The following is a 20,316-nucleotide window of genomic DNA, read 5'->3' as shown; positions in this document are numbered from 1 at the left end:
TGCTCGCTACGCTCCAGATCATGACCGGTGGGGGCCTGGCCCACGTGGCCGCGGGCGGCGCCCTGCCGAGCGCCGACTGGCTGGCCGCGGCGGCACTGGCCGTCTTCGGTATGGGCATCGTGGTGCTGCAGCGTCGCGTCGGCCTCTTCGTCGGCACGCTCGCGGCCGGGTTGTCCCAGCTGGGGCTCCATGAGGTCTTCGCGGCCTTCGCTGCGGCTCCCGGCGCCCAGCACCAGCACGCCGCTGGCACGGCCGACGGCAGCGGGTCGATGCTCGTGGCCCACGCCTGCGCGGCCGTGCTATCCGTCGTCGTCTGGGGGCTGCACCGCAGGGCTCTCGCCGTGGTCGTACGCAGCCTCCCTGTCCCTCGGCTCGCGGTCGTCGGCAACCTGCTCGCCGAGGTGCGGGAGGTCGTCCCACGACCGGCTCCGTGGGTCGCCGTCTCTCCGCGAAGGGGACCGCCGAGGCCCTTCGGCCTCTGAGATCCCTCTGCGAGCACCACCGGGCGAGCCCGGTGGCTGTCTTGCGTACCCGAAATCGCGAGAAGAGAAACCTCGAATGCCCGTTCCTACCCAGTTCCAGACTCCATCACCGGCCGAGCCACGGACCGACCCGCAGGCGACGCCACCCCTCGACCCGCCGAGCCGACGACGCGACTGGTGGCCGATGGTCCGCCCGCTCGTGCTGCGCCTGCACTTCTACGCCGGGGTGCTGGTGGCCCCGTTCATCCTGGTCGCCTCGGTGACCGGGCTGCTCTACACGATCGCTCCGCAGGTGGAGCAGATCGCCTACCACGAGCTGACCCATGTCAGCCCGGCAGACGGCCAGGCGACGCTCGCCGCGCAGGTCGCCGCCGCCCGCGCGACCCATTCCGACGGAGCCGTCCTCCGGGTCGACGTCCCGGAGGCCGCCGACCGCACCACCCGGGTGGTCTTCACCGATGAGTCCGTCCCCGCCGGTTACGACATGTCGGTCTTCGTGAACCCCTACACCGGCCAGGTCGAGGGCCAGGTACGCAGCTATGGGCAGTGGCTCGGCTTCCGGGCTTGGCTGGACGATCTCCACCGAAACCTGCACCTGGGCGCGCTCGGCCGCGACTACAGCGAGCTCGCGGCGAGCTGGCTGTGGGTGGTGGCCCTGGGCGGGCTGGCGCTCTGGGTCGGCAGGCGCCGACGCGAGCGGCGCACCGGCCGGCTGCTGATGCCCGACCCTTCGACAAGCTCAGGACATCGCCTCGACGCCCGGGGACGCGCTCGGGTGATGTCGTGGCACGGCGCGATCGGCGTCTGGGTCCTGCTGGGCGCGCTGGTCCTGTCGGTCTCCGGGGTGACGTGGTCGCGCTACGCCGGAGCCAACGTCGAGGAGCTGCGTACCGCGCTGGCCTGGATGAAGCCGCTTCCGGCGACGTCGCTGGAGGGCGAGACCTCGGCGGTCGGTCACGAGCACCACGGGCCGGGCACGGCGACGTCCGGTGAGAACCCGGATGCGCTCCTGGTCCACGGCGTCGGTATCGACGGTGTGCTCGCCACCGCCCGCGAGGAGGGTCTGGGCGACCCGCTCTACCTGACCCCGCCGACGGACGCGGACAGCGCCTGGACGGCCGCGGAGAACAAGCGCGACTGGCCTACGAGCTACGACACCGTCGCCGTCGATCCGGCCAGCGGCGCGGTCGTGGACCGCGTCGATTTCGCGGACTGGCCGGTGATGGCCAAGGTGACCACCTGGACCATCGGCGCCCACATGGGGATCCTGTTCGGCGTCGCCAACCAGATCGTCCTGGCGGCGCTGGCGATCGGGCTGATCGCTCTCACGCTCCTGGGCTACCGGATGTGGTGGCTGCGACGTCCTCGCGGCGTGAGCCGACTGCGGTTCGGCCGACCGGCGCCGCGGGGCGCGTGGCGACGACTGCCGCGGACCGTGTTGGTCGGCGGCGTCGCGGTGACTGTGCTCGTCGGCTGGTTCTTCCCGCTGCTGGGGATCAGCCTCGTGGCGTTCCTGCTGATCGATGTCGCGCTCGCCGCGGCGCGCAGACGCCGCCGGGCGGGCTAGGGCATGTCTGGCAAATCCACGCCCGCTACGCGACGTTTCGCATCCGATCTGGCTGCGTTGCCGCCACTCGACAGCCTCCAGGATGCCTTCGCGGCGGACGCCTTGCCAGATCGGCCCGAAACGCCGCTCGCGCCCGCCGTGTCTTTACCAGACATGCCCTGAACCGGGTCAGGCGGCGCAGGCGGTGCAGAGGCCGAAGATCTCGACCGTGTGGTTGACGTCGGAGAAGCCGTGCTGCGCCGCCACCTTGTCGGCCCAGGTCTCCACGGCCGGCCCCTCGATCTCCACCGCCTTGCCGCACTGACGGCACACCAGGTGGTGGTGATGGGTCGTGGAGGCATCCCCGCACAGCCGGTAGGTGGACTCGCCGTCGGGCTTGTGGATCACATCGGCGAGACCGTCGTCGACGAAGATCTGCAGGTGGCGATAGACCGTGGAGAGGCCGATCTTCTCGCCGCTCGCGCGCAGCGTGGCGTAGACGTCCTGGGCGCTGCGGAAGGTGTCCTCGGCGGCGAGGGCCTCCTTCACTGCGGCGCCTTGGTTGGTCGCGCGCCGCTTGACCTGCTGGGTTGGTGCCATGAGCGCCATGTTAGTCGGTACCGGAACGGATCCCCTGCCCAGTGGCACCGTCAGCGGGCCGGCGATGACGCGGAGCGGGGACGGCTGTGTCATAATGAAAATGATTCCCGATAAGACGAAAGGCTGTCATGTCACGCACGTGTCAGGTCACCGGTGCCCGCCCGGGCTTCGGCAACAACCGCCCCTGGTCCAAGAAGGCGACCCGACGACGCTGGGAGGTGAACCTGCAGAAGAAGACCTACTTCGTGCCCAGCCTGGGCCGGAAGGTCACGCTGCGGCTCAGCACCAACGCGATCAAGCAGATCGACGTACGCGGCATCGAGGCCGTCGTCGCCGAGATGCGCGCCCGAGGGGAGAAGGTCTGATGGCCAAGAAGTCCAAGATCGCGGCCGAGGCGAAGCGGCGCGAGATCGTCGAGCGGTACGCGGAGCGCCGGGCCGACCTCAAGGAGCTCATCCGTGCCGCGGAGCCGGGCTCGGCCGAGCAGGCCGAAGCCGTCCGGGCTCTCTCGCGGCTGCCGCGCGACTCCTCGCCGGTGCGCCTGCGCAACCGCGATCAGGTCGACGGTCGTCCGCGAGGCTATCTGCGCAAGGCGGGCGTGTCCCGGATCCGGTTCCGCGAGCTCGCGCACAAGGGACATCTGCCGGGGATCACCAAGTCCAGCTGGTGACGTCGGCGAAGCCTAACCGGAACCATTCCGAGTCGGCGAGGCGCTACCCGGCGGCCGCCGGGCTGTGCTAGACACACGCCTCATGAGCGAGCGCAAGCGAGCGACCGTGGGCCTCAGGCCGCCGCGTCCGGATTCGCCCTCTCCTTCGACGGAGGCGGCGGCATGAGTACGAAGGCGCCCGAGCGGGCGGCCGAGAAGTCGGGGTTCCGGCTGGGGCAGACAGAGATCGTGGCGATCGTCCTGCTCGTCGTCCTGCTCTCCCAGCGCTGGCTGCTGCCGCTGCTGGATCATGACCTGTTCAACACCTGGGGCACGATCTTCGTCGCCATCGTGGTGCAGTCGGCCCCGTTCCTGCTCGGCGGCGTGCTGCTCAGCGCCGTCATCTCGACGTTCCTCTCGGAGAAGGCGCTGAGCAAGATCGTGCCGAAGAGCCCCGCGCTCGGCGTCCCGGTCGCCGGCCTGGCCGGGATCGGGCTGCCGGGCTGCGAGTGTGCCGCGGTGCCGGTGACCAACTCGCTGATCCGTCGTGGGGTCGCGCCCGCCGTGGCGCTGACGTTCATGCTGGCCGCGCCCGCGGTCAACCCGGCGGTGCTGGTCTCGACCGCGGTCGCCTTCCCTGGCCAGCCGATGATGGTGCTGGCTCGGTTCATGGCCTCGATGATCACGGCCGTCGCGGTCGGCTGGCTCATGCTCGCCCGCGGCAAGCTGCTGCTCGAGCGGCTGACCAACCTCGGTCGCGACCAGCACGCTCACGAGCGGTCTTTCCTCGGCAACGTCAGCCACGACTTCCTGCACGCCTCCGGGTTCCTGGTCCTGGGGGCCATGCTGGCGGCGGCGGTCAACACCTTCGTACCTCGCTCGGTGGTCAACACCGTCGCCGGGCAGGCCGTGCTGGGGATCCTGACGCTGGCGCTCTTCGCGTTCATCGTCGCGCTCTGCTCCGAGTCGGACGCCTTCGTCGCGGCCTCGTTCACGGCGTTCTCCGACACCGCGAAGCTGGTCTTCCTCGTCGTCGGCCCCGCGATGGACATCAAGCTCGCTTCCATGGAAGCCGGCCACTTCGGCATGGGCTTCGCGCTCCGTTTCGTACCCTTGGTGATCATCACGGCGGTCGCATCCGCCGTCGGCATCGGATGGTGGTTGCTGTGAGCGAGCGTCAGCGAGCGATCCATCGAATCAGCACGCGGCCGCGTCCGTACGATGGCGCTTGCGCAACGGAGGTGGCCGCGTGAGCGAGCGTCAGCGAGCGATCCATCGAATCAGCACGCGGCCGCGTCCGTACGATGGCGCTTGCGCAACGGAGGTGGCCGCGTGACACGGACAACCCAGGCACTGGTGGTGGGTTTCCTCGGCGCCGTACTGCTGCGGCTCGCGCTCGGGGACGGCTATCTGAGGTACGTCACCGACTGGATGAAGTGGCCGCTGGTCGTCACCGGTGTGGTGCTCCTCGGTCTGACGGCGTGGATGCTGCTGCGTCCCGAGCCGGAGGAGGAGGGCGAGGACGACCACGGGCATGGCCACAAGGTCCCGGCGATGACCTGGCTGGCGATCATCCCCGGTGTGATCGTCTTCGTCGCCAGCCCGCCGTCCCTGGGCGCCTACCTCGCCGAGCGTCGTGCCGACGATCCGGTCGCGGCGGCTCCCGACGCCGAGATCCTGCCGCTGCCGGCCTCGGACGGGCCGGTGGACGTCGAGGTCGCCGAGTTCATGTGGCGCGCCGGGGTCGAGGACGGCTCGACGATCAAGGGCCGTGACATCCGCCTGACCGGCTTCGTCAGCACCGACGAGAAGGGCAACTGGTACGTCACCCGTATCGCCATCGCCTGCTGTGCAGCGGACGCGAGCGCCTCGCGGGTGCGCGTGGAGGACTACGACGACGCTCCGGAGCGCGACTCCTGGGTCGCGGTCACCGGTCGCTGGGTCGAAGGCACCGCGCCGGGCGGCAAGTCGGAGACCGCCATCGAGGCCATCTCCGTCGAGCCGCGCGAGGCGCCGGCCAACACCTACCAGTGAGCGCTGACCGGTGAGCTCTGGGAAACAGCCGGGGAAGCGGTCCGGAAACCCGGCTCGACGCGCCGCTGCCGCAGCGCAGGGCGAGCGGGCCTGGCGAGAGCGGCTCCCGCACCCGCCGCGCGCGCTCGTCGTCGGCGTGCTGATCGCGGTCGCGATCGGAGTCGTGGTGCTGACCCGCGACCTCGGCTCCGGCGATGCCCCGGCTTCGGGAGGGCCGGGCGCAGCGGCGTCCTCTGCCGCTCCGGTCGCCTCGGGGCCGGTCGCCTCCCTGGAGGAGTTCTGCGGCGGCGTACAGACGATGGCGAACGCCCACGCTGCCCAGATGTCCTCGCCGAACGACGAGAACGAGACCGCGCTGGGACTGGCGGCGACGAGCCTGCAGTCGATGGGTGTTCCCGAGGGCACGCCGGCTGCTGCCTTCGAGGGCGTACGGATGATGATCGAGGACGCGCTGCGCACCGGCCGCGGCGAGGACCCGCTCGAGCGCAGCGAGGCGCAGAACCTCGCCTACGAGCGCCTGGGGGAGTTCCTGACCGAGAGCTGCGGCGCGGCGTAGTCGGTGGGCTTGCGGCACTTTCCCGCCCGGACGGGAAGTGCCCGCTCGCCCAGCTGACCTCCCTGTCCACGACAGCGGTCGCAGAGTCGGTCAGGGTCGGCGGCGGAGCAGGACCACGGAGTCCTCGAGGGTGGCGGGCTCGCCGGACGGGCTGGTGACGGGGCGGTCGCGGTGCTCGAGGACGACCGTCTCCCAGGCGTCCTCGGGCAGGTCGAGCGCCTCGAGCTCCTCCTTGGCGTCGAGGAAGCGGTGCTCGTGCATGGCGGCGTCGGCCCAGGAAGGTGCGGCGGCGTGCGAGGTGATGAGCAGGTGGCCGCCGGGGTTCACCAGCCCGGCCGCCCGGCGGAGGATGTCGGCGCGGGGCAGTTCGACGGGGGACTGGAAGAAGCTGGCGGTGACCAGGTCATAGCGTCCCGATCCGTCGAGGCCGGTCAGGTCGGAGGCGACGAACCGGGCCTGCTCCTCGGTGAGACCGGCCGCCAGGGCGGCCTGCCGGGCCCGGTCCACGGCGTTGCTCGAGATGTCGATCCCGGTGGCCCGCCATCCCTGCTTCGCCAGCCAGATCACGTCGGCCCCTTCGCCGCAGCCCAGGTCGAGCGCCGTCCCCGGCTCCAGGCCGGTGGCGACGTCACCGAGCACCTTGTTGACCTTGCCGGACCAGACGTGGTCGCTGCCGGCGTACCTCTCCTGCCAGAAGGCGACCGGGTCGTCGCTCGCCTCGGCGAGCTCAGTCTCGGGCTCGGCGACGGCGCGGTCGAAGTCGTCGGTGACCAGTGCCATGTTCACGAAGCTGCCGGCCATGGTGCCGGCGCTCATGCTGATCGGGACGTTGGCCATCGGGTTGGACACGTTGCCGACCGCCCAGATCCGGTCGCTGCTGGCCTTGCCGGTCGCGTCGACGGCGAGGAAGCTGCCGACGGGGCTCTCGGCGCGGTCGAGGTCGAGGTGGGCAAGGAAGTCGTCGTGCGGACGCAGGGTCCCGGCGGTGAAGATGGCGCCGACCTCGGTGACCAGCCCGTCGGCGGTGCGCACCGCGGTGACCTGGTCACCCTCGCCGAGCACCTCGGTGACAGGCGCGGCGACGAGCTCGACCCCACGCGCGCGCAGACGCTGCTCGTCGGCCTCCTCGACCGGCCCGAGTCCGGCGGTGAAGACGACGACGTCGTCGCTCCACTGCCGGATCAGCTGCGCCTGGTGCATGCCGAGGGGGGAAGTGGTCAGCACTCCGATCCGCCGGTCACGCACCTCCCAGCCGTGGCAGTAGGGGCAGTGCAGGACGGTGGCGCCCCAGCGCTCGGCCAGTCCGGGGATGTCGGGGAGCTCGTCGGTGACGCCGGTCGCGACGATCGCGACGCGGCCGGTGAGCAGCGCCCCGTCCTCCAGGAGGACGCTCACGCCGTCGTCGGTCTCGTCGAGACGGGCGACGTGCCCTGGGCGGATCTCCACGTCGTACGTGGACAGCTCCTCACGGCCCTTGCGCAGCAGGTCGGCGGGGTCGATGCCCTCGTGGCCGAGGACGCCGTGCATGTGCGCCGCGAAGCGGTTGCGGGGAAGGCCGGAGTCGACCACGAGGGTTCTGCGGCGGGCGCGGCCGAGCATGAGGGCGGCGGAGAGGCCGGCGGCTCCGCCGCCGATGACGATGGCGTCGAGGTGTTCGGTGTTTTCGGTCATGTCACCAGTTCACTGGCACAATGAAGGAACGGCAAGGCTTCTTGCAGATTTGGCAAATGGGAGATGGGGCACATGATCAACGAGCTCAAGCAGGTCGGCCCGCGGATCAGGGCGATCCGGCACAGCAAGGGCTGGACCCTGGATCAGCTGGCCGCGATGGCGGAGATGTCGCCCAGCACGCTGTCCCGGCTCGAGTCGGGCAAGCGGCAGGCGAGCCTGGAGCTGCTGATCCCGCTGACCCGCCATCTCGGCGTGGGCCTCGACAGCCTGGTGACGCCCTCGGTCCCGGATCCCCGCGTACGCCGGCCGGTGATCCGTCGCGACGGGATGGAGATCGCGCCGCTGACCCCCGAGGGGTCGCCGGTGAACACCTTCAAGATCACCTACCAGCCGGTCACCGAGGTGCCGGAGCCGCGGGTCCACGACGGTTACGAGTGGCTCTACGTCATCTCCGGAAGGTTGCGGCTGCTGCTCGGCGACCGCGACCTGGTGCTGACCCGCGGTGAGGCCGCCGAGTTCGACACCCGGGTGCCGCACGCGATCTTCGCGACCGGGTCGCGCCCGGCTCAGGTGTTGAGCATCTTCAACAGCGACGGCGTACGCATGCACACCCACACCGCCGAGGGGTGAGTCTCGCCTCGATGTGAGTGAGGCATCACCCTGTGTGTAGAATGAGAACCGTTATCATTAACCACAGGAGGTCCTCATGAAGCAAGGCATCCACCCCGTCTCCGGGCCGGTCGTCTTCCGCGACCGCTCGGCGGACAGGCTCTTCCTGATGCAGTCGACGATCCGCGAGCGTCTCGCCGACGACCACGAGCAGGTGACCTGGGAGAACGGCGAGACCTACCCGGTCGTCGACGTGGACGTCTCCAGCGCCAGCCACCCGTTCTGGACCGGACGTGGCCGCGTGGTCGACACCGAGGGCCGGGTCGAGCGGTTCAAGCGCCGGTACGGGCGCGGCCGATGAGCGAGCGTCAGCGAGCGACGATCGACATGGTCAGTGCGCCGTGTCCGTATCCTGGCGCTTGCGCTACGGCTACGACCGGAGTGAGGTCGAGCGGCGAGCTTGCTCGTCCGCTCGCGCCGAGCGAGGGAGTTACTGCGCGAAGCGCAGAGGTGGCGCGATGACTGCGCCCCGCCCACGGTCGCGGCGCAAGCTCCCGAGCCCGAAGGTGCCGGTCATCCTGGTGAGCGGGGTGGAGGAGGGCGCGATGCTCTCCGCCACCGTCTCGCTCCAGTTCGGCCTGCCCGACACGGTCATGGTCCGCCATGTCATCGACCCGAGCCGGCAGCTGCTGACCCGCATCGTCAGCGACATCAGCGGCGTGGTCGAGCACGAGGAGATCAATCTCGCCCACGCCTGTGTCGCGTGCGCGATCCGCGAGGACATCGTCCCCACTCTCGAGCGCCTGGCCGCGCAGGGCCGCTGGGGCAGCATCGTGGCTTGCCTGCCGGTCGCCGCGGAGGCGATCCAAGTCTGCCGGGTGCTCGCCTGGGGGCCGCGGACGGCCCCGCACATCTCCATCGCCGCGGTCGTTGCAGCGCTCGAGGGCACCACTGTCGCCGAGGACCTGCTCGGCCCCGACCTGCTCGACGAGCGCGGCCTGGCCACCTCCGAGGACGACCGTCGTGGCGTCGCGGAGGTCGCCAGCGCGATCGTGGAGTACGCCGACGTCGTCTGCATCACCGAGGCCCCCGAGCCCGAGGAGCACTCGCTGGTAGCGACGCTGGCCCAGCCGCGTACGCCCGTGGTGACGGATCCCTCGCTCCTGGACGCTGCCGGCCTGGTCGCCGGCGTGCACCGCCACCATGCGGTGGAGGCGTGGGTTGCGGAGGTGCGCCGCAACCCGTTGCCGCCGCTGCCCGAGGGCGGTGCGTGGCGGCTCGACCTGCGCTCCGATCGCCCGATCCACCCCGTCCGGTTCCAGGAGGAGCTGGAGATCCTCGGTGGCGGCCCGCGGCGCTCGCGCGGCTGCTTCTGGGTCCCGACCCGTCCCGACGACATCTGCGTCTGGGACGGCGCCGGTGGCCAGGCCAGTGTCGGCTCGACCGAGAAGTGGGGGCGCGCCGAGCGGCTCACCCGCATCGTCGTGGTCGGGATCGACGACGAGGCCGACGCGATCCCGCGTGCGTTCGAGCGTGCGCTCCTCACCGACCAGGAGATCGCCCAGCGCGGCCAGATCTGGGAGGAGTCCTGGGACGGGCTCGAGGACTGGCTCGGCCCCATCGGCCGCGCTGCCTGAATCGCATCAAACCACTCTGAAGGAGGCCGCCATGGCCGTACCGAAGCGCAAGATGTCGCGCAGCAACACCCGCCATCGCCGATCGAGCTGGAAGGCGACCCCGGTCGCCCTCGTGCCTGTGAGCGTCGACGGCCAGACCTACGACGTGCCCCGGCGCCTGGTCCGTGCGGTCGAGCGCGGCTACGTCGACCCCGCCAAGATCCGCTGAGAGTCTCGCTGAGAGAAAGGCCGCTCCATGCCCAAACGTCCGCCGTCTCCGGTCCGCAAGCGGCGCAAGCCGCTGCTGGCACCGGATGTCACCTACGTCGACTACAAGGACGTGCAGCTGCTGCGTACGTTCATCTCCGACCGCGGCAAGATCCGCTCCCGCCGCGTCACCGGACTCAGCCCGCAACAGCAGCGCGCGGTCACCAAGGCGATCAAGAACGCCCGTGAGGTCGCACTGCTGCCCTACACCAGCACGAAGGGATAGATCCCGATGAAGGTCGTCAACTCCATCCGCTCGCTCAAGAACCAGCCCGGCTCCCAGGTCGTACGTCGCCGAGGTCGGGTCTACGTCATCAACAAGCTCAATCCGCGCCTCAAGGCGCGTCAGGGCTGAGCCCGCCACTGCTGAGCCCCTGTCTCGCCACGCACCTGCGTGGCGAGACAGGGGCTCTTCTGGTCGAGCGGGACCGCCTCGGGCGGACGGGGCCGACTCGGCCTGGGTCAGCGTTCCTCGCGGAAGTCGACGTGGCGTCGAACGACCGGGTCGTATTTGCGCAGCACGAGCCGGTCAGGAGTGTTTCGGCGGTTCTTCTTCGAGATGTACGTGTAGCCCGTGCCCGCGGTGGAACGAAGCCTGATCTTGGGGCGTACGTCAGATGATCTGCTGGACATGCTCTGCTCTCCGACTAGTGATAATGGGAATGATTCTCAGTTAAGAGTACACGAGCCCATTGAGGAGAGGTGACGAATGGCCCCGGCCACTAATCGAATTGGTGATGAGAACGATTCTCAATTAAGTTGTGGGCTCTCCTGACTGGAAGGCAACAACGATGATCATCCGCCCCCACATGCGTGGCGCTGCCGCTCTCGCCGCCGTCGCGCTCGCCGCGACGGCCTGTGGCTCGTCGCAGTCCGCTGAACCCGACACCCTGCGGATCGCCGGGCCGTTCGAGATCCACAGCCTCGAACCATCCTCCGACGGCTACTTCTTCACCCGGCTCCACGTCACCGAGACGCTGGTCACGGCCGATGTGGAGGGCAGGCTCATCCCGGGCCTGGCCACCGAGTGGTCGGCCGACGAGGCGAACAAGGTCTGGACCTTCGAGCTCGCCGACGGGGTCGAGTTCCACGACGGCAAGCCGATGACGCCCGAGAACGTGGTTGCCGTGCTCGAGACGATGGCCGCCGACGCCGCCAGTCCGCTCGCCGATGTCGGCGTCAAGACGATCCGCGCCAGCGGGAACGCAGTGGTGATCGAGCTCAGCGAGCCGAACGTGTCGGTTCCCGCGACTTTGTCCCACTTCAGCACCGGGATCCTGGCCCCGTCCTCCTACGACGCGGACGGGAAGGTCACCAAGATCGTCGGAACCGGTCCGTACGAGGTCGCGAAGGTGTCGCTTCCCTCCCGCATCGAGACCGTACGTGTCGCCGACTGGCGAGGCGTTGAGCCCGATGTCGAGAAGGTCTCGTTTCAGGCTGTCGGCCGTGCCGAGAGCCGTGCGGTGATGGCGACCGGCGGCCAGGCTGACGTGGTCTTCGGTCTGGAGCCGGCTGGCCGCGAGCGCGTGGAGAGCACCGACGGCGTGGACATGGCGTCCGCGCTGCAGCCGCGCACCATCCTGATGAAGATGAACGCCGCTGATCCGGCGCTGGCGGACGTACGCGTCCGTCAGGCGATCAGCATGGCCCTCGACCGCGAGTCCATCGCCGAGGCGGTCCTACGTGAGAAGGACATCGCCGCGACCCAGCTGCTGACCCCGACCCTGGAGGACTGGGACGCAGAGCTCGAACCGCTGACGTACGACGCCGAGAAGGCGAAGGTGCTGCTGGCCGAGGCCGGGTGGAAGGCGGGTGCCGACGGCACGGTCGCCAAGGACGGGAAGCCGCTCACGCTCGAGCTGCTGACGTACCCGGACCGCCCGGAGCTGCCTGCGCTGGCCACCGCGATCCAGGCCGAGCTGAAGAAGGTCGGCGTGAATGTCGACGTAGAGGTCACGAACTCCAGCGAGGTGCCGGCAAAGCACGGCGACGGCAGTCTGCAGATGGCACTCGTCGCCAAGTCCTTCGCGCTGATCTCCGACCCGCTGCCCACCGTTGCCGACACCTTCGCCAAGGGCGGCTCCGACTGGGGCACCATGGGATGGAGCGACCCGGCTGTCGACCAGGCCGTGGCCGCGCTGATGGCCGGAGCCGAGGGCGCGGAGGCTGCCGAGCACCGCCGGACGATCGTGACGACCGCCCAGGAGCAGCTGCCGTTGGTCCCGGTCTCCTGGTACCGGATGAACGCCGCTGTCAGCGATCGCGTGGAGGGCTTCCAGATCGACGCGCTCGAGACCAGCTGGCGGATCACCGACGTCGAGCTGGCCGAATGACCCGCCTCGGTGGTGTGATCGCCCGCCGCGCGGCTCAGGCCCTGGCGGTGGCGATCGGCGTCTCGGCGCTCTGCTTCGTGATCACCCAGCGACTGCCGGGCGACATCGCCTACCGGATCGCCGCGGGACGCTACGGCTACGACATGGTCGACGCCGAGGCTGCCGCCTCGGTCCGTGCCGAGCTCGGGCTCGACCGACCGCTGTGGCAGCAGCTGGGGGAGTGGGTCCTCGACCTGCTCCAGCTCGACCTGGGCCGGTCCCTGGTCACCTCTCAGCCCGTGCTGACCGAGGTGAGCCACTACCTGGCCGCGACGCTGCAGCTGGCGACGCTCTCGATCGTGGTCGCGGTGGTCGTCGGTGCCGGGATCGGCGTCGTCGCTGCCCGTCGGCCCGGTGGCCTCGCCGACCGATTCTCGTCGCTGTGGGTGGCGAGCGTACGCGCCGTGCCGCCGTTCCTGTTCGGTCTGCTGCTGATGATCGTGCTCTCGGCACAGCTGGGGCTCTTTCCCGCGGTCGGGCACGGCGACGGTGGCATCGTCCTTCCGGCGCTGACCCTCGGGCTGAGCCTGTCCGGGCTGATCGCCCGGGTGACCCGCGACGCGGTGGTGGAGGTCCGGGGGTCGGCGTACGTGGAGTTCGCGCAGACCAAGGGGCTGCCCGAGAAGTGGGTGCTGGTGCGCCACGTGCTGCGCAACGCGGCCGTCTCGCTGGTGCCGTACCTCGGCGTGCAGTTCGTCGTGCTCATCGAAGGAGTCGTCGTGGTGGAGAGCCTCTTCGCCTGGGACGGCCTGGGCCACTCGCTGGTCCACGCCGTCTTCTGGCGGGACATCCCGGTGCTGCAGGCAACGGCCCTCGTGCTGGCGCTGCTGATCGTGCTGGTGAACACGCTGGTCGACCTGGCCGTGCTGGGTCTCGACCCGCGGCCGCGGGGACGGGCGGTGACGGCATGAGCATGGTGATGCTGGAACAGACCCTGGGATCTCGTCCGGTGCGGTCGTGGACGCGGATCGCGTCGTTGGCGGGGCTCGGGCTGATCATCGCGTTCGCGCTGATCGGACCCGTGGTGCTTCCCGATCCGGCGGCCCAGGATCTGGCTCGCTATCTGCAGCCACCGTCGGTCGCCGACCCCCTGGGGACCGACGACTTCGGCCGCAGCGTCGCATCACGCGTCGCCCATGCGACCCGCGTCTCCCTGCTTCTCGCGGCGGTCTGTGTCGCCACCGCGCTGGTGCTCGGCTGCGTCGCCGGCGTGCTGTCGGCGTGGTTCGGCGGCTGGGTCGATGCGGTGCTCCGCTCGATCTCGGAGGCCTTCGTCGCGATCCCGGCCCTGCTCGTGGTGCTTCTGGTCTCGGCCTTGGCCGCCCCTGGGTCGATGATCGCGCTCTACGTCGGCCTCGCGCTCGTGCAGTGGGTGGAGTTCTTCCGGGTGGTGCGGGCTCGCAGCGCCTTGATCCTCGGCTCGCCCGCCGTGGAGGCCGCGGGGTTGTTGCAGCTCGGCTGGGCCCATGTCGTACGCCGCCACCTCTGGCCGGCTCTCCGCCCGCTCCTGGTGACGCTGTCCTCGTTGGGCATGGTCACCTCGATCCTGGCGATGTCGACCCTCGGTTTCGTGAAGGTCGGGCTGCAGCCGCCGCGGGCGGAGCTCGGGCTGATGATCACCGAGTCGTTCCCGTTCTACGACGCGGCGCCGTGGATGCCGTTGGCGCCGATCGCGGTGCTGTTCTGTCTGACCATCTGCCTGCTCGGGCTGCGATCCCCTCAGGAGGGGCGATGAACCTGAAAGCCACCGGAGTGGTCGTACGCACGGCGTCGCTCGTCCTGGCCGATGTGCCCGACGTTCACATCGAGGCGGGCAAGCCGCTCTCGATCGTCGGGGAGAGCGGGTCGGGGAAGTCGGTCCTGGCTCATGCCCTGATGGGCACGCTGCCGTCCGAGCTGTCAGCGGTCGGCTCCCTGGCGGTCGGGGACGCCTCCTTCGACCTGGCCGAGCGGGACTCGCGACGCAAGCTGTGGGGTCGCGAGGTGGCGCTACTACCGCAGGAGCCGGCGCTCGCGCTCGACCCGACGATGCGGGTGCGGGCCCAGGTCGCCGAGGGTGTCGCCGGGTGGACGCCGCGGAGCACTGGTGCCCTCGAGGCAGCTGACAGACGCCTCGGAGAGGTGGGTCTGGCTCGAGCCGGCTCGTCCTATCCGCACACGCTCTCGGGTGGGATGGCCCAGCGAGTGGCGTACGCCGCGGCCACCGTCGGTGGCGCGAAGGTGCTGATCCTGGACGAGCCGTCCAAGGGTCTCGACCGGGCATCGGTCGATCAGCTCGCCGACCTGCTCCTCGGCCACGTCGACGAGGGCGGGCTGCTGCTCACGATCACTCACGACCTGCGGCTGGCTCGCCGGCTCGGTGGCGAGGTGATGGTCATGCGGGAGGCCGCTGTGGTCGAGTCCGGTCCGGCCGAGGAGGTGCTCACCTCACCGGCGGACGACTACACCAAGCGGCTGCTCACGGCCGAGCCGGTGCACTGGAGACACCCGTGGATGCGGACCGGTGGCCCGGACGACGGCGACCTGCTCGTCCGTGCCGAGGCCATCACGAAGTCCTACGCCCACAAGGCAGTCTTCGACGGCGTCGACCTGGAGGTCCGCGCCGGTGAGCGGGTCGCCATAACCGGGCCCAGCGGTGTCGGCAAGACCACGCTCGGCAACGCGTTGCTCGGGCTGACCAAGGTCGACAGCGGGTCGGTGACGTACGGCCAGGGCGCGGGGAAGGGCCGGATGCAGAAGCTCTACCAGGACCCGGCGCTGTCGTTCCCGCAGCGGGTCAGCCTGGAGAAGGCGATGGGCGACGTGTTGCGGCGTCACGGCATCGAGGCGTCACAGGTCGAGGCGATGCTGGAGCGGCTCGGACTGCCGTACGAGATCCTGAGACGTCGTCCCGGGCAGGTCTCGGGCGGCGAGCTCCAGCGGATCGCGGTCGTCCGGGCGATGCTGCCGAAGCCGTCGTTGGTGTTCGCCGACGAGGCGACGTCACGTCTCGACCTGGTCACCCAGGAGCAGACCGTCGACGCCCTCATGGGCGAGATCTCCGAATCGGGGGCTGCGCTGCTTCTGGTCACCCATGACATCGACCTCTCGGCGGCACTCGCTGACCGCGAAGTGGCCCTGTAGAAACACGGGGAGACAGACGAAGGGCCGGGTCGTAACGACCCGGCCCTTCGTCTGATCCAAAGGCTTTCAGCCCTTGTTCACCCGCTCCTTGAAAGCGGAGCCGGGCTTGAACGCCGGGCCCCGCGAAGCCGGGATGTCGATCGTCTTGCCGGTCTGCGGGTTGCGGCCGGTGCGAGCCGAGCGCTCGCGCGACTCGAACGTACCGAAGCCGGGCAGCGTGACCTTGTCGCCGTCAGCGACGGCCGCGCTGATCGCCTCGAGGGCGGCACCCAGGGCGGCCGAAGCCTGCGTCTGAGTGATCTCGGCCTGCTTGGCGATTTCGCTCACCAGGTCGGTGCGGTTCATGCGATCTCCTTCAATCGTTGATCAGAGCCGCAAAGGTTGACGAGATGCGGCTCGTCGCCAGCGTAGGCCAGTGGCGCGGATCTTCAACGTTCACGCGCCGCGTGTCCCGCGTGGTTGCGGGCTCTGCGGGGGTTTCTGGGGGCCTTCAGGGGCTCCCGGAGACCTGATCTCGACGACTCGGTCCATCCCGGCGAGAGTCTGCGGACGGTGGGAGACCACCAGCATGGTCGCCGGGATCGTGTCGAGCAGATCGGTGACCCGTCGGGCGGAGTCCTCGTCGAGGTCGGCGGTCGGCTCGTCGAGGATGAGGATCCGCGGGCGATGCAGGACGGCGCGCGCCAGCCGCAGCCGCGCGCGCTGTCCACCGCTGAGCCGGAGGCCGCCCTCGCCGATGTGGCTCTCCGGCGAGACCGCGTCCGCCAGGCCGAGCCGGGCGAGGAGGCTCTCGATCTCGGCGTCGGTCGTCGTGGGGCCGGCGATCGCCTCGCGTACGGTGCCGGAGAAGAGCGCGCCGTCCTGCTCGACGGTGGTCAGCGCAGTCCTGAGCACGGCGTCCTCGACCGCCGAGATCGCGACGGGGGCGGTCTCGGGGCCGATGAGGTCGATGGTTCCGGCGTCGGGGTCCCAGAGTCGGCTGGCGAGCGCTACGACGGTGGACTTGCCTGCTCCCGACGGCCCACGGAGCCCGACGTGCTCTCCGGGCGCGACGGTGAGGTCGAAGTCGTCGAGCACACGACGCTCGGCGTACCCGAAGCCCACATCGTTCATGACGAGGCCGAGCGGCCCGTCGGGCAGCGTGGCCGGTGGCGGGTCCAGGGTGAGCACGGCAGGACGGGCGAGCTCGTCGCCGACCCGCGCAGCCGAGGCACGCAGGGCGGGCAGCCGTGCGCAGGTGGCGGCGGCATCGGCAACCGGTGCGACGGTCGCGAGCGCGAGGACGACCAGGGCGGCGACATGCTCGGCTGCGACGTCACGGGCGAGAACGCTGACCAGCACGCCCACACCGGCGAGGGTCACCGCCGCCTCGCGGGCGCCGGTGAGCACGCGCTGGGTGGTCTCGAGCCTGGCGGCCGACCGCGCGGCATCGGCGCCGGTCTCCCGCAGCTGGCGGCGGACCGGTTCGTGGAGGCCGTAGCCCAGCACCTCGCGGAGGCCGCCGAGCACGTCGACGACCCGGTCGGAGAGTGCGCCGGTCGCCTCGACGACCTCCTGCCCGAGAGCCTCCAGACGGTGCCGACCCAGCGGAACCGTGGAGAGCACGAGCGCGAGTGCGACGAGCGTGACCAGCGCGAGCGCGGGCTCCACGAACGTGAGGAGGGCGAGGCCGAGAAGCGCGTTGACCGCTGCGGCGAGGAGCTGGGCGACGGTGTGGGCGTAGAAGAACTCCAGACGCTCGGTGTCGGCCATCGCGGTCGACGCGGCCCGGCCGACGTTCTCGCGACGCTTGGTCGGCAACGCGACCGCGTAACGGTCGAAGAGCGCCATCCGGAGCCGGGCGAGCACTCGGAACGCGAGCGCGTGGGAGGCGTCCATCTCACCCCAGGTCAACAGCGCCCGGAGAGCGACGAGGCCGCCCAGCAGGACCCAGAACCATCCCGGCGGCGCCTCGCCGCCCACGACGGCGCGGCCGACGGCGGCGGCGAGCAGCACCGAGATCGCTCCCAGACACACCTGGCTGACGACCACGAGCACGATCGTGGCCGAGATGGCGCGGCGCTCGCCGCCCAGATGACCGAACAGGGCGGTGAGAGGCCGCCTGGGAGCGGTGGTCGCGGTCATGGGTGGCTCCTTTCCAGAAGCAGCGGCGTCAGCCGGCCGTCGGTGAGCTCGAGGACACGCTCCACCCCGTCCAGCGACTCCTCGCGGTGTGCGACCACGACGACGATGCGGTCGGCGGCGAGCCGGGCGAGCGTGGCGGTGACGGTGCGTGCCGAGGCCGGGTCGAGAGCGCTGGTCGGCTCGTCGGCGAGCAGCACCGGCCGCTCCGAGAGGACGGCCCGGGCCAGGGCGATCCGCTGCCGCTGACCGCCGGAGAGACTGGCCCCGGCGCTGGCGACCGGGGTGTCGAGGCCGGTGGGGAGGCTGCGTACCTCCTGCTCGATGCCGGCCGCCGCGCACGCCTGCCACAGGTCGGCCTCGCTGGCGTGCGCGCGGGCGACCCGGAGGTTCTCGCGCACGGTCCCCTCGAAGAGCACGGGGCGCTGCGAGACCACGGCCACGTCGGACGTACGCACCGGACGGTCGTCGAGAAGAACCCGCCCGCTGGTGGGGGAAAGGTGGGTGAGGACCAGGTCGAGGAGGGTCGTCTTCCCTGCGCCGCTCGGACCGACGACGGCGGTGACGGCGCCGGCCGCGAAGCTCTCGCGGACGCCGTCGAGGATCGCCGGACCGTCGGGGTAGGCGAACGAGACGTCGTCGAGGACGAGCACCGCCGAGGGCGACACGATCCGGTCCGCCGCGGCCGGGCCGCTCGTCGAGGCGGCGTGCTGCGCGCCGACACCGAGCCTGCGGAGCGCCGGCACGGCAGAGGTCCCGAGGTAGCCCGCGTGCCAGGCGGCGGAGAGGTCCCGGATGGGCCGGAAGACCTCGCTCACCAGCATGAGCGCCAGATAGAGCTCTGCCGGCGGCACCCCGGTCCCACCCACGCTCGCGACCAGCGCGAAGCCGGCGGCGGCGACCGTGCCGCCCTGGACGGCGAGGTCGATGAGAGCGGTGTCGAGCAGCGAGGTACGCATCACCCGGACCGTCGCGCGGTGCAGCGCCCTGCTGCGCTTTGCCATCCGCTCCCGGGTCCGGCCCACCTGGCCGAGGAGACGCAGGGTCGCCATCCCGCGCAGGGCCTCGAGCAGGTCGGAGCCGAGACCCTCGTAGGTGTCCCAGTGGTCGTCCGAGCGCCGCCGCATGAGTCGCTTCCACAGGAGCGGGGCCGTCAGCGCGCCGAGCGCCGCCACCCCGGCGGCGAGACCGGAGAGCGGATGGACGAGCACCAGCAGGACGGTCACCACCGGGATCAGCACGAATGCCTGGGCGAGCGCCGGCAGGTAGCGGGTGACGTACGCGTCGACACCGTCGACCCCGTCGACGAGCGCCGTCCGGAGACCGCCGTCTCGCCGGCCCGGGTCGTGCAGAGCGTCGGGGACCAGAACGCCTCGCAGCGCCTCGTCCCGCACCGAGAGGCGTACTTCCGCGCCGAGCCGTCCCGCGACCATCGCCTGGACCCAGGACAGGAGCCAGCGCACTGCCACGATCGCGGCGATCCACAGCGCGGCGGCCAGCGCCCGGTCGTCGTCGTGCTCGACCACCGCGAAGAGGCCCTGGGCCAGGGCGTAGGCCTGCGGGAGGTAGGTCATGGTCACGAGGACCTGCAGCCCGACGGTGGCCGTGGCGGGGCCGGGATGTCGCAGCGCGGTGCGCAGCAGCAGCTTGTCGACCATCATGCGGCGGCTCCGTTCTCGAGGATGGCGATGGCGTGAACCAGCGGTCGTGCCTCCGCCGGGCGTGGGCAGAACCCGGAGACGGCGCGGACGCCGTGCCCCTGGGCGGTCAGCGAGTAGGTCTGCCGGGCAGCCTCGCGATGGATCTGCCACAGCTGTGCGTAGCCGACGGCGTCGAGGCGGGCGGGGCGTGGCCAGCCGAGGACGCGATCGGCACCGAGCACCCAGGACTGGCCGCTCTGCCGGGCGGCCTCGGCGCGGCGCCTGTCTACGGAGGCCCGATCGCGGTGCTCGTGGAAGTGGGCCAGCGCGGGGGAGCGCCGCGCACAGATCGCGGCGGCGGCGACCTCGTCGAGGTGCGGGTCGTGGGGCAGCCTGATCCGGGCCAGGGCCAGCTCGGGCACGAGGCCGCGCTCGAGCCACCAGGCGGTCTGCGCTGCTCGGGGAAGGCGGAGGGCTCGACGGGCGGCGGCGAGGTCGGACCAGTCCGCGGGCAGGTCGGCGTCCGGGACCAGGCGGAGCAACGCCTCGAGCGCGTACGCCGCGTCGGCGACCCACAGCGGCCACGCCCGGTGCCGGTAGCGACCGAAGGTGCGGCCCGGCTGGACGGTGAGCACGATCTCGACGTGGTCCGATGCCGGCCATACCGGTCCACGCGGGTCGGAGCGCCGGACGAGCATCTCGGTCGCCGGATCGTAGACGTAGCGACCGGGGCCGAGCTGCCGTCCGCGGCCGGGCGGAACCACCAGGTGCCACTGCACGGGATAGCAGCCACCCGCCGAGGGGACCGCCCGGCGCGGGATCGTCGTCGGGGTGCCATCGGGCCGCGGATGGTGGCCGCGTGCCCGCCACAGCCGATGGATGGCGGTCGCCGCTGTGTCCCCGAGGTCGGCGCTCTCGACGGGCTCGCCGGGCCAGCGGTTCGCGCGCGGCCCAGGGGGCAGCGGATCGCCCGGGAGCTCGGAGGAGAAGGCGCTCGCGAGGAGCGCCGTGCTCGAGGTCATGTCGCGCC

General features: G+C 70.9%; 24 protein-coding genes. 17 read left to right on the top strand and 7 right to left on the bottom strand.

Annotated features, from left to right (window positions below; all coding sequences use genetic code 11):
* The first annotated feature begins 20 nt into the window (after positions 1–20).
* Both ABZZ22_RS06180 and ABZZ22_RS06175 read left to right on the top strand, forming a co-directional pair.
* A complete protein-coding gene (locus ABZZ22_RS06180) occupies positions 21–482 on the top strand; it encodes a cell division protein FtsQ (protein ID WP_354927944.1) in 462 nt (153 codons plus the stop codon).
* Between the two features lie 76 nt (positions 483–558).
* Positions 559–2,049 carry a PepSY-associated TM helix domain-containing protein gene (locus ABZZ22_RS06175; RefSeq protein WP_354927941.1) on the top strand — a complete coding sequence of 497 codons (1,491 nt, stop codon included), beginning with the start codon at positions 559–561 and terminating at the stop codon, positions 2,047–2,049.
* A gap of 168 nt (positions 2,050–2,217) precedes the next feature.
* Here ABZZ22_RS06175 and ABZZ22_RS06170 read toward each other — a convergent pair whose 3' ends face one another.
* Positions 2,218–2,628, bottom strand: a complete 411-nt coding sequence (locus ABZZ22_RS06170) for a transcriptional repressor (protein WP_292651110.1) — start codon at positions 2,626–2,628, stop codon at positions 2,218–2,220.
* A gap of 128 nt (positions 2,629–2,756) precedes the next feature.
* On the opposite strand from ABZZ22_RS06170, the gene rpmB reads away from it, so the two are divergent.
* The 5 genes from rpmB (at position 2,757) to ABZZ22_RS06145 (ending at position 5,867) form a co-directional block, all read left to right on the top strand.
* Positions 2,757–2,993 (top strand): 50S ribosomal protein L28, encoded by a 237-nt coding sequence (rpmB, locus tag ABZZ22_RS06165; protein WP_292651108.1) that lies wholly within the window; start codon positions 2,757–2,759, stop codon positions 2,991–2,993.
* A complete protein-coding gene (rpsN, locus tag ABZZ22_RS06160; RefSeq protein WP_354927937.1) occupies positions 2,993–3,298 on the top strand; it encodes a 30S ribosomal protein S14 in 306 nt (101 codons plus the stop codon). The genes rpmB and rpsN overlap by 1 nt, the downstream gene beginning before the upstream one ends.
* 162 nt (positions 3,299–3,460) lie before the next feature.
* Positions 3,461–4,447: a permease gene (locus ABZZ22_RS06155; protein ID WP_354927934.1), complete on the top strand. Its 987-nt coding sequence runs from the start codon at positions 3,461–3,463 to the stop codon at positions 4,445–4,447.
* A gap of 162 nt (positions 4,448–4,609) precedes the next feature.
* Positions 4,610–5,311 carry a TIGR03943 family protein gene (locus ABZZ22_RS06150; protein WP_354927931.1) on the top strand — a complete coding sequence of 234 codons (702 nt, stop codon included), beginning with the start codon at positions 4,610–4,612 and terminating at the stop codon, positions 5,309–5,311.
* A 10-nt stretch (positions 5,312–5,321) separates the two neighbouring features.
* Positions 5,322–5,867: a hypothetical protein gene (locus ABZZ22_RS06145; RefSeq protein ID WP_354927928.1), complete on the top strand. Its 546-nt coding sequence runs from the start codon at positions 5,322–5,324 to the stop codon at positions 5,865–5,867.
* Between the two features lie 90 nt (positions 5,868–5,957).
* Here ABZZ22_RS06145 and ABZZ22_RS06140 read toward each other — a convergent pair whose 3' ends face one another.
* Positions 5,958–7,538 carry a bifunctional NAD(P)/FAD-dependent oxidoreductase/class I SAM-dependent methyltransferase gene (locus ABZZ22_RS06140; RefSeq protein WP_354927925.1) on the bottom strand — a complete coding sequence of 527 codons (1,581 nt, stop codon included), beginning with the start codon at positions 7,536–7,538 and terminating at the stop codon, positions 5,958–5,960.
* A 72-nt stretch (positions 7,539–7,610) separates the two neighbouring features.
* Here ABZZ22_RS06140 and ABZZ22_RS06135 point away from each other — a divergent pair, with 72 nt between their 5' ends.
* From ABZZ22_RS06135 to ykgO, 6 genes are all read left to right on the top strand, one after another.
* Positions 7,611–8,168 carry an XRE family transcriptional regulator gene (locus tag ABZZ22_RS06135; RefSeq protein WP_354927922.1) on the top strand — a complete coding sequence of 186 codons (558 nt, stop codon included), beginning with the start codon at positions 7,611–7,613 and terminating at the stop codon, positions 8,166–8,168.
* A gap of 76 nt (positions 8,169–8,244) precedes the next feature.
* A complete protein-coding gene (locus ABZZ22_RS06130; RefSeq protein ID WP_354927919.1) occupies positions 8,245–8,508 on the top strand; it encodes a type B 50S ribosomal protein L31 in 264 nt (87 codons plus the stop codon).
* Positions 8,509–8,665: 157 nt separating this feature from the next.
* Entirely contained in the window at positions 8,666–9,784 is a 1,119-nt protein-coding gene (locus ABZZ22_RS06125; protein WP_354927916.1) for a GTP-binding protein, read from the top strand.
* A gap of 31 nt (positions 9,785–9,815) precedes the next feature.
* The gene (rpmF, locus tag ABZZ22_RS06120) at positions 9,816–9,992 is read left to right on the top strand and encodes a 50S ribosomal protein L32 (protein ID WP_354927913.1); all 177 of its coding nucleotides are present in this window, start codon (positions 9,816–9,818) and stop codon (positions 9,990–9,992) included.
* 27 nt (positions 9,993–10,019) lie between these two features.
* Positions 10,020–10,256, top strand: a complete 237-nt coding sequence (gene rpsR, locus ABZZ22_RS06115; RefSeq protein ID WP_179658079.1) for a 30S ribosomal protein S18 — start codon at positions 10,020–10,022, stop codon at positions 10,254–10,256.
* A 6-nt stretch (positions 10,257–10,262) separates the two neighbouring features.
* The gene (gene ykgO, locus ABZZ22_RS06110; RefSeq protein ID WP_045547214.1) at positions 10,263–10,385 is read left to right on the top strand and encodes a type B 50S ribosomal protein L36; all 123 of its coding nucleotides are present in this window, start codon (positions 10,263–10,265) and stop codon (positions 10,383–10,385) included.
* 107 nt (positions 10,386–10,492) lie between these two features.
* Here ykgO and rpmG read toward each other — a convergent pair whose 3' ends face one another.
* Entirely contained in the window at positions 10,493–10,663 is a 171-nt protein-coding gene (gene rpmG, locus ABZZ22_RS06105; RefSeq protein WP_354927908.1) for a 50S ribosomal protein L33, read from the bottom strand.
* Positions 10,664–10,821: 158 nt separating this feature from the next.
* Between rpmG and ABZZ22_RS06100 the strand changes: the two genes are divergently transcribed.
* From ABZZ22_RS06100 to ABZZ22_RS06085, 4 genes are read left to right on the top strand one after another with little or no spacing between them, the layout of a single operon-like run.
* On the top strand, positions 10,822–12,363 hold the full coding sequence (locus ABZZ22_RS06100) for an ABC transporter substrate-binding protein (protein ID WP_354927905.1): 1,542 nt from the start codon (positions 10,822–10,824) through the stop codon (positions 12,361–12,363).
* Positions 12,360–13,313 (top strand): ABC transporter permease, encoded by a 954-nt coding sequence (locus ABZZ22_RS06095; RefSeq protein WP_354927902.1) that lies wholly within the window; start codon positions 12,360–12,362, stop codon positions 13,311–13,313. Before ABZZ22_RS06100 ends, ABZZ22_RS06095 begins: the two co-directional genes overlap by 4 nt.
* Positions 13,310–14,137, top strand: a complete 828-nt coding sequence (locus ABZZ22_RS06090; RefSeq protein WP_354927899.1) for an ABC transporter permease — start codon at positions 13,310–13,312, stop codon at positions 14,135–14,137. Before ABZZ22_RS06095 ends, ABZZ22_RS06090 begins: the two co-directional genes overlap by 4 nt.
* A complete protein-coding gene (locus ABZZ22_RS06085; protein ID WP_354927896.1) occupies positions 14,134–15,525 on the top strand; it encodes an ATP-binding cassette domain-containing protein in 1,392 nt (463 codons plus the stop codon). Before ABZZ22_RS06090 ends, ABZZ22_RS06085 begins: the two co-directional genes overlap by 4 nt.
* Positions 15,526–15,591: 66 nt before the next feature.
* On the opposite strand, the gene ABZZ22_RS06080 is transcribed toward ABZZ22_RS06085, so the two are convergent.
* The 4 genes from ABZZ22_RS06080 to ABZZ22_RS06065 all read right to left on the bottom strand — a co-directional run bounded on the left by ABZZ22_RS06080 (position 15,592) and on the right by ABZZ22_RS06065 (position 20,308).
* On the bottom strand, positions 15,592–15,870 hold the full coding sequence (locus ABZZ22_RS06080) for an HU family DNA-binding protein (RefSeq protein ID WP_179658077.1): 279 nt from the start codon (positions 15,868–15,870) through the stop codon (positions 15,592–15,594).
* Positions 15,871–15,960: 90 nt separating this feature from the next.
* Positions 15,961–17,649: an ABC transporter ATP-binding protein gene (locus ABZZ22_RS06075; RefSeq protein ID WP_354927892.1), complete on the bottom strand. Its 1,689-nt coding sequence runs from the start codon at positions 17,647–17,649 to the stop codon at positions 15,961–15,963.
* Positions 17,646–19,307: an ATP-binding cassette domain-containing protein gene (locus ABZZ22_RS06070; RefSeq protein WP_354927889.1), complete on the bottom strand. Its 1,662-nt coding sequence runs from the start codon at positions 19,305–19,307 to the stop codon at positions 17,646–17,648. Before ABZZ22_RS06070 ends, ABZZ22_RS06075 begins: the two co-directional genes overlap by 4 nt.
* Positions 19,304–20,308, bottom strand: coding sequence for a hypothetical protein (locus tag ABZZ22_RS06065; protein ID WP_354927886.1), 1,005 nt, complete (start codon positions 20,306–20,308; stop codon positions 19,304–19,306). Before ABZZ22_RS06065 ends, ABZZ22_RS06070 begins: the two co-directional genes overlap by 4 nt.
* Between the last annotated feature and the right edge of the window lie 8 nt (positions 20,309–20,316).

It is taken from the genome of Nocardioides sp. NPDC006273 (genome assembly GCF_040613495.1).
Classification (GTDB): Bacteria; Actinomycetota; Actinomycetes; order Propionibacteriales; family Nocardioidaceae; genus Nocardioides.
This window is presented reverse-complemented; position numbering and strand designations above follow the sequence as displayed.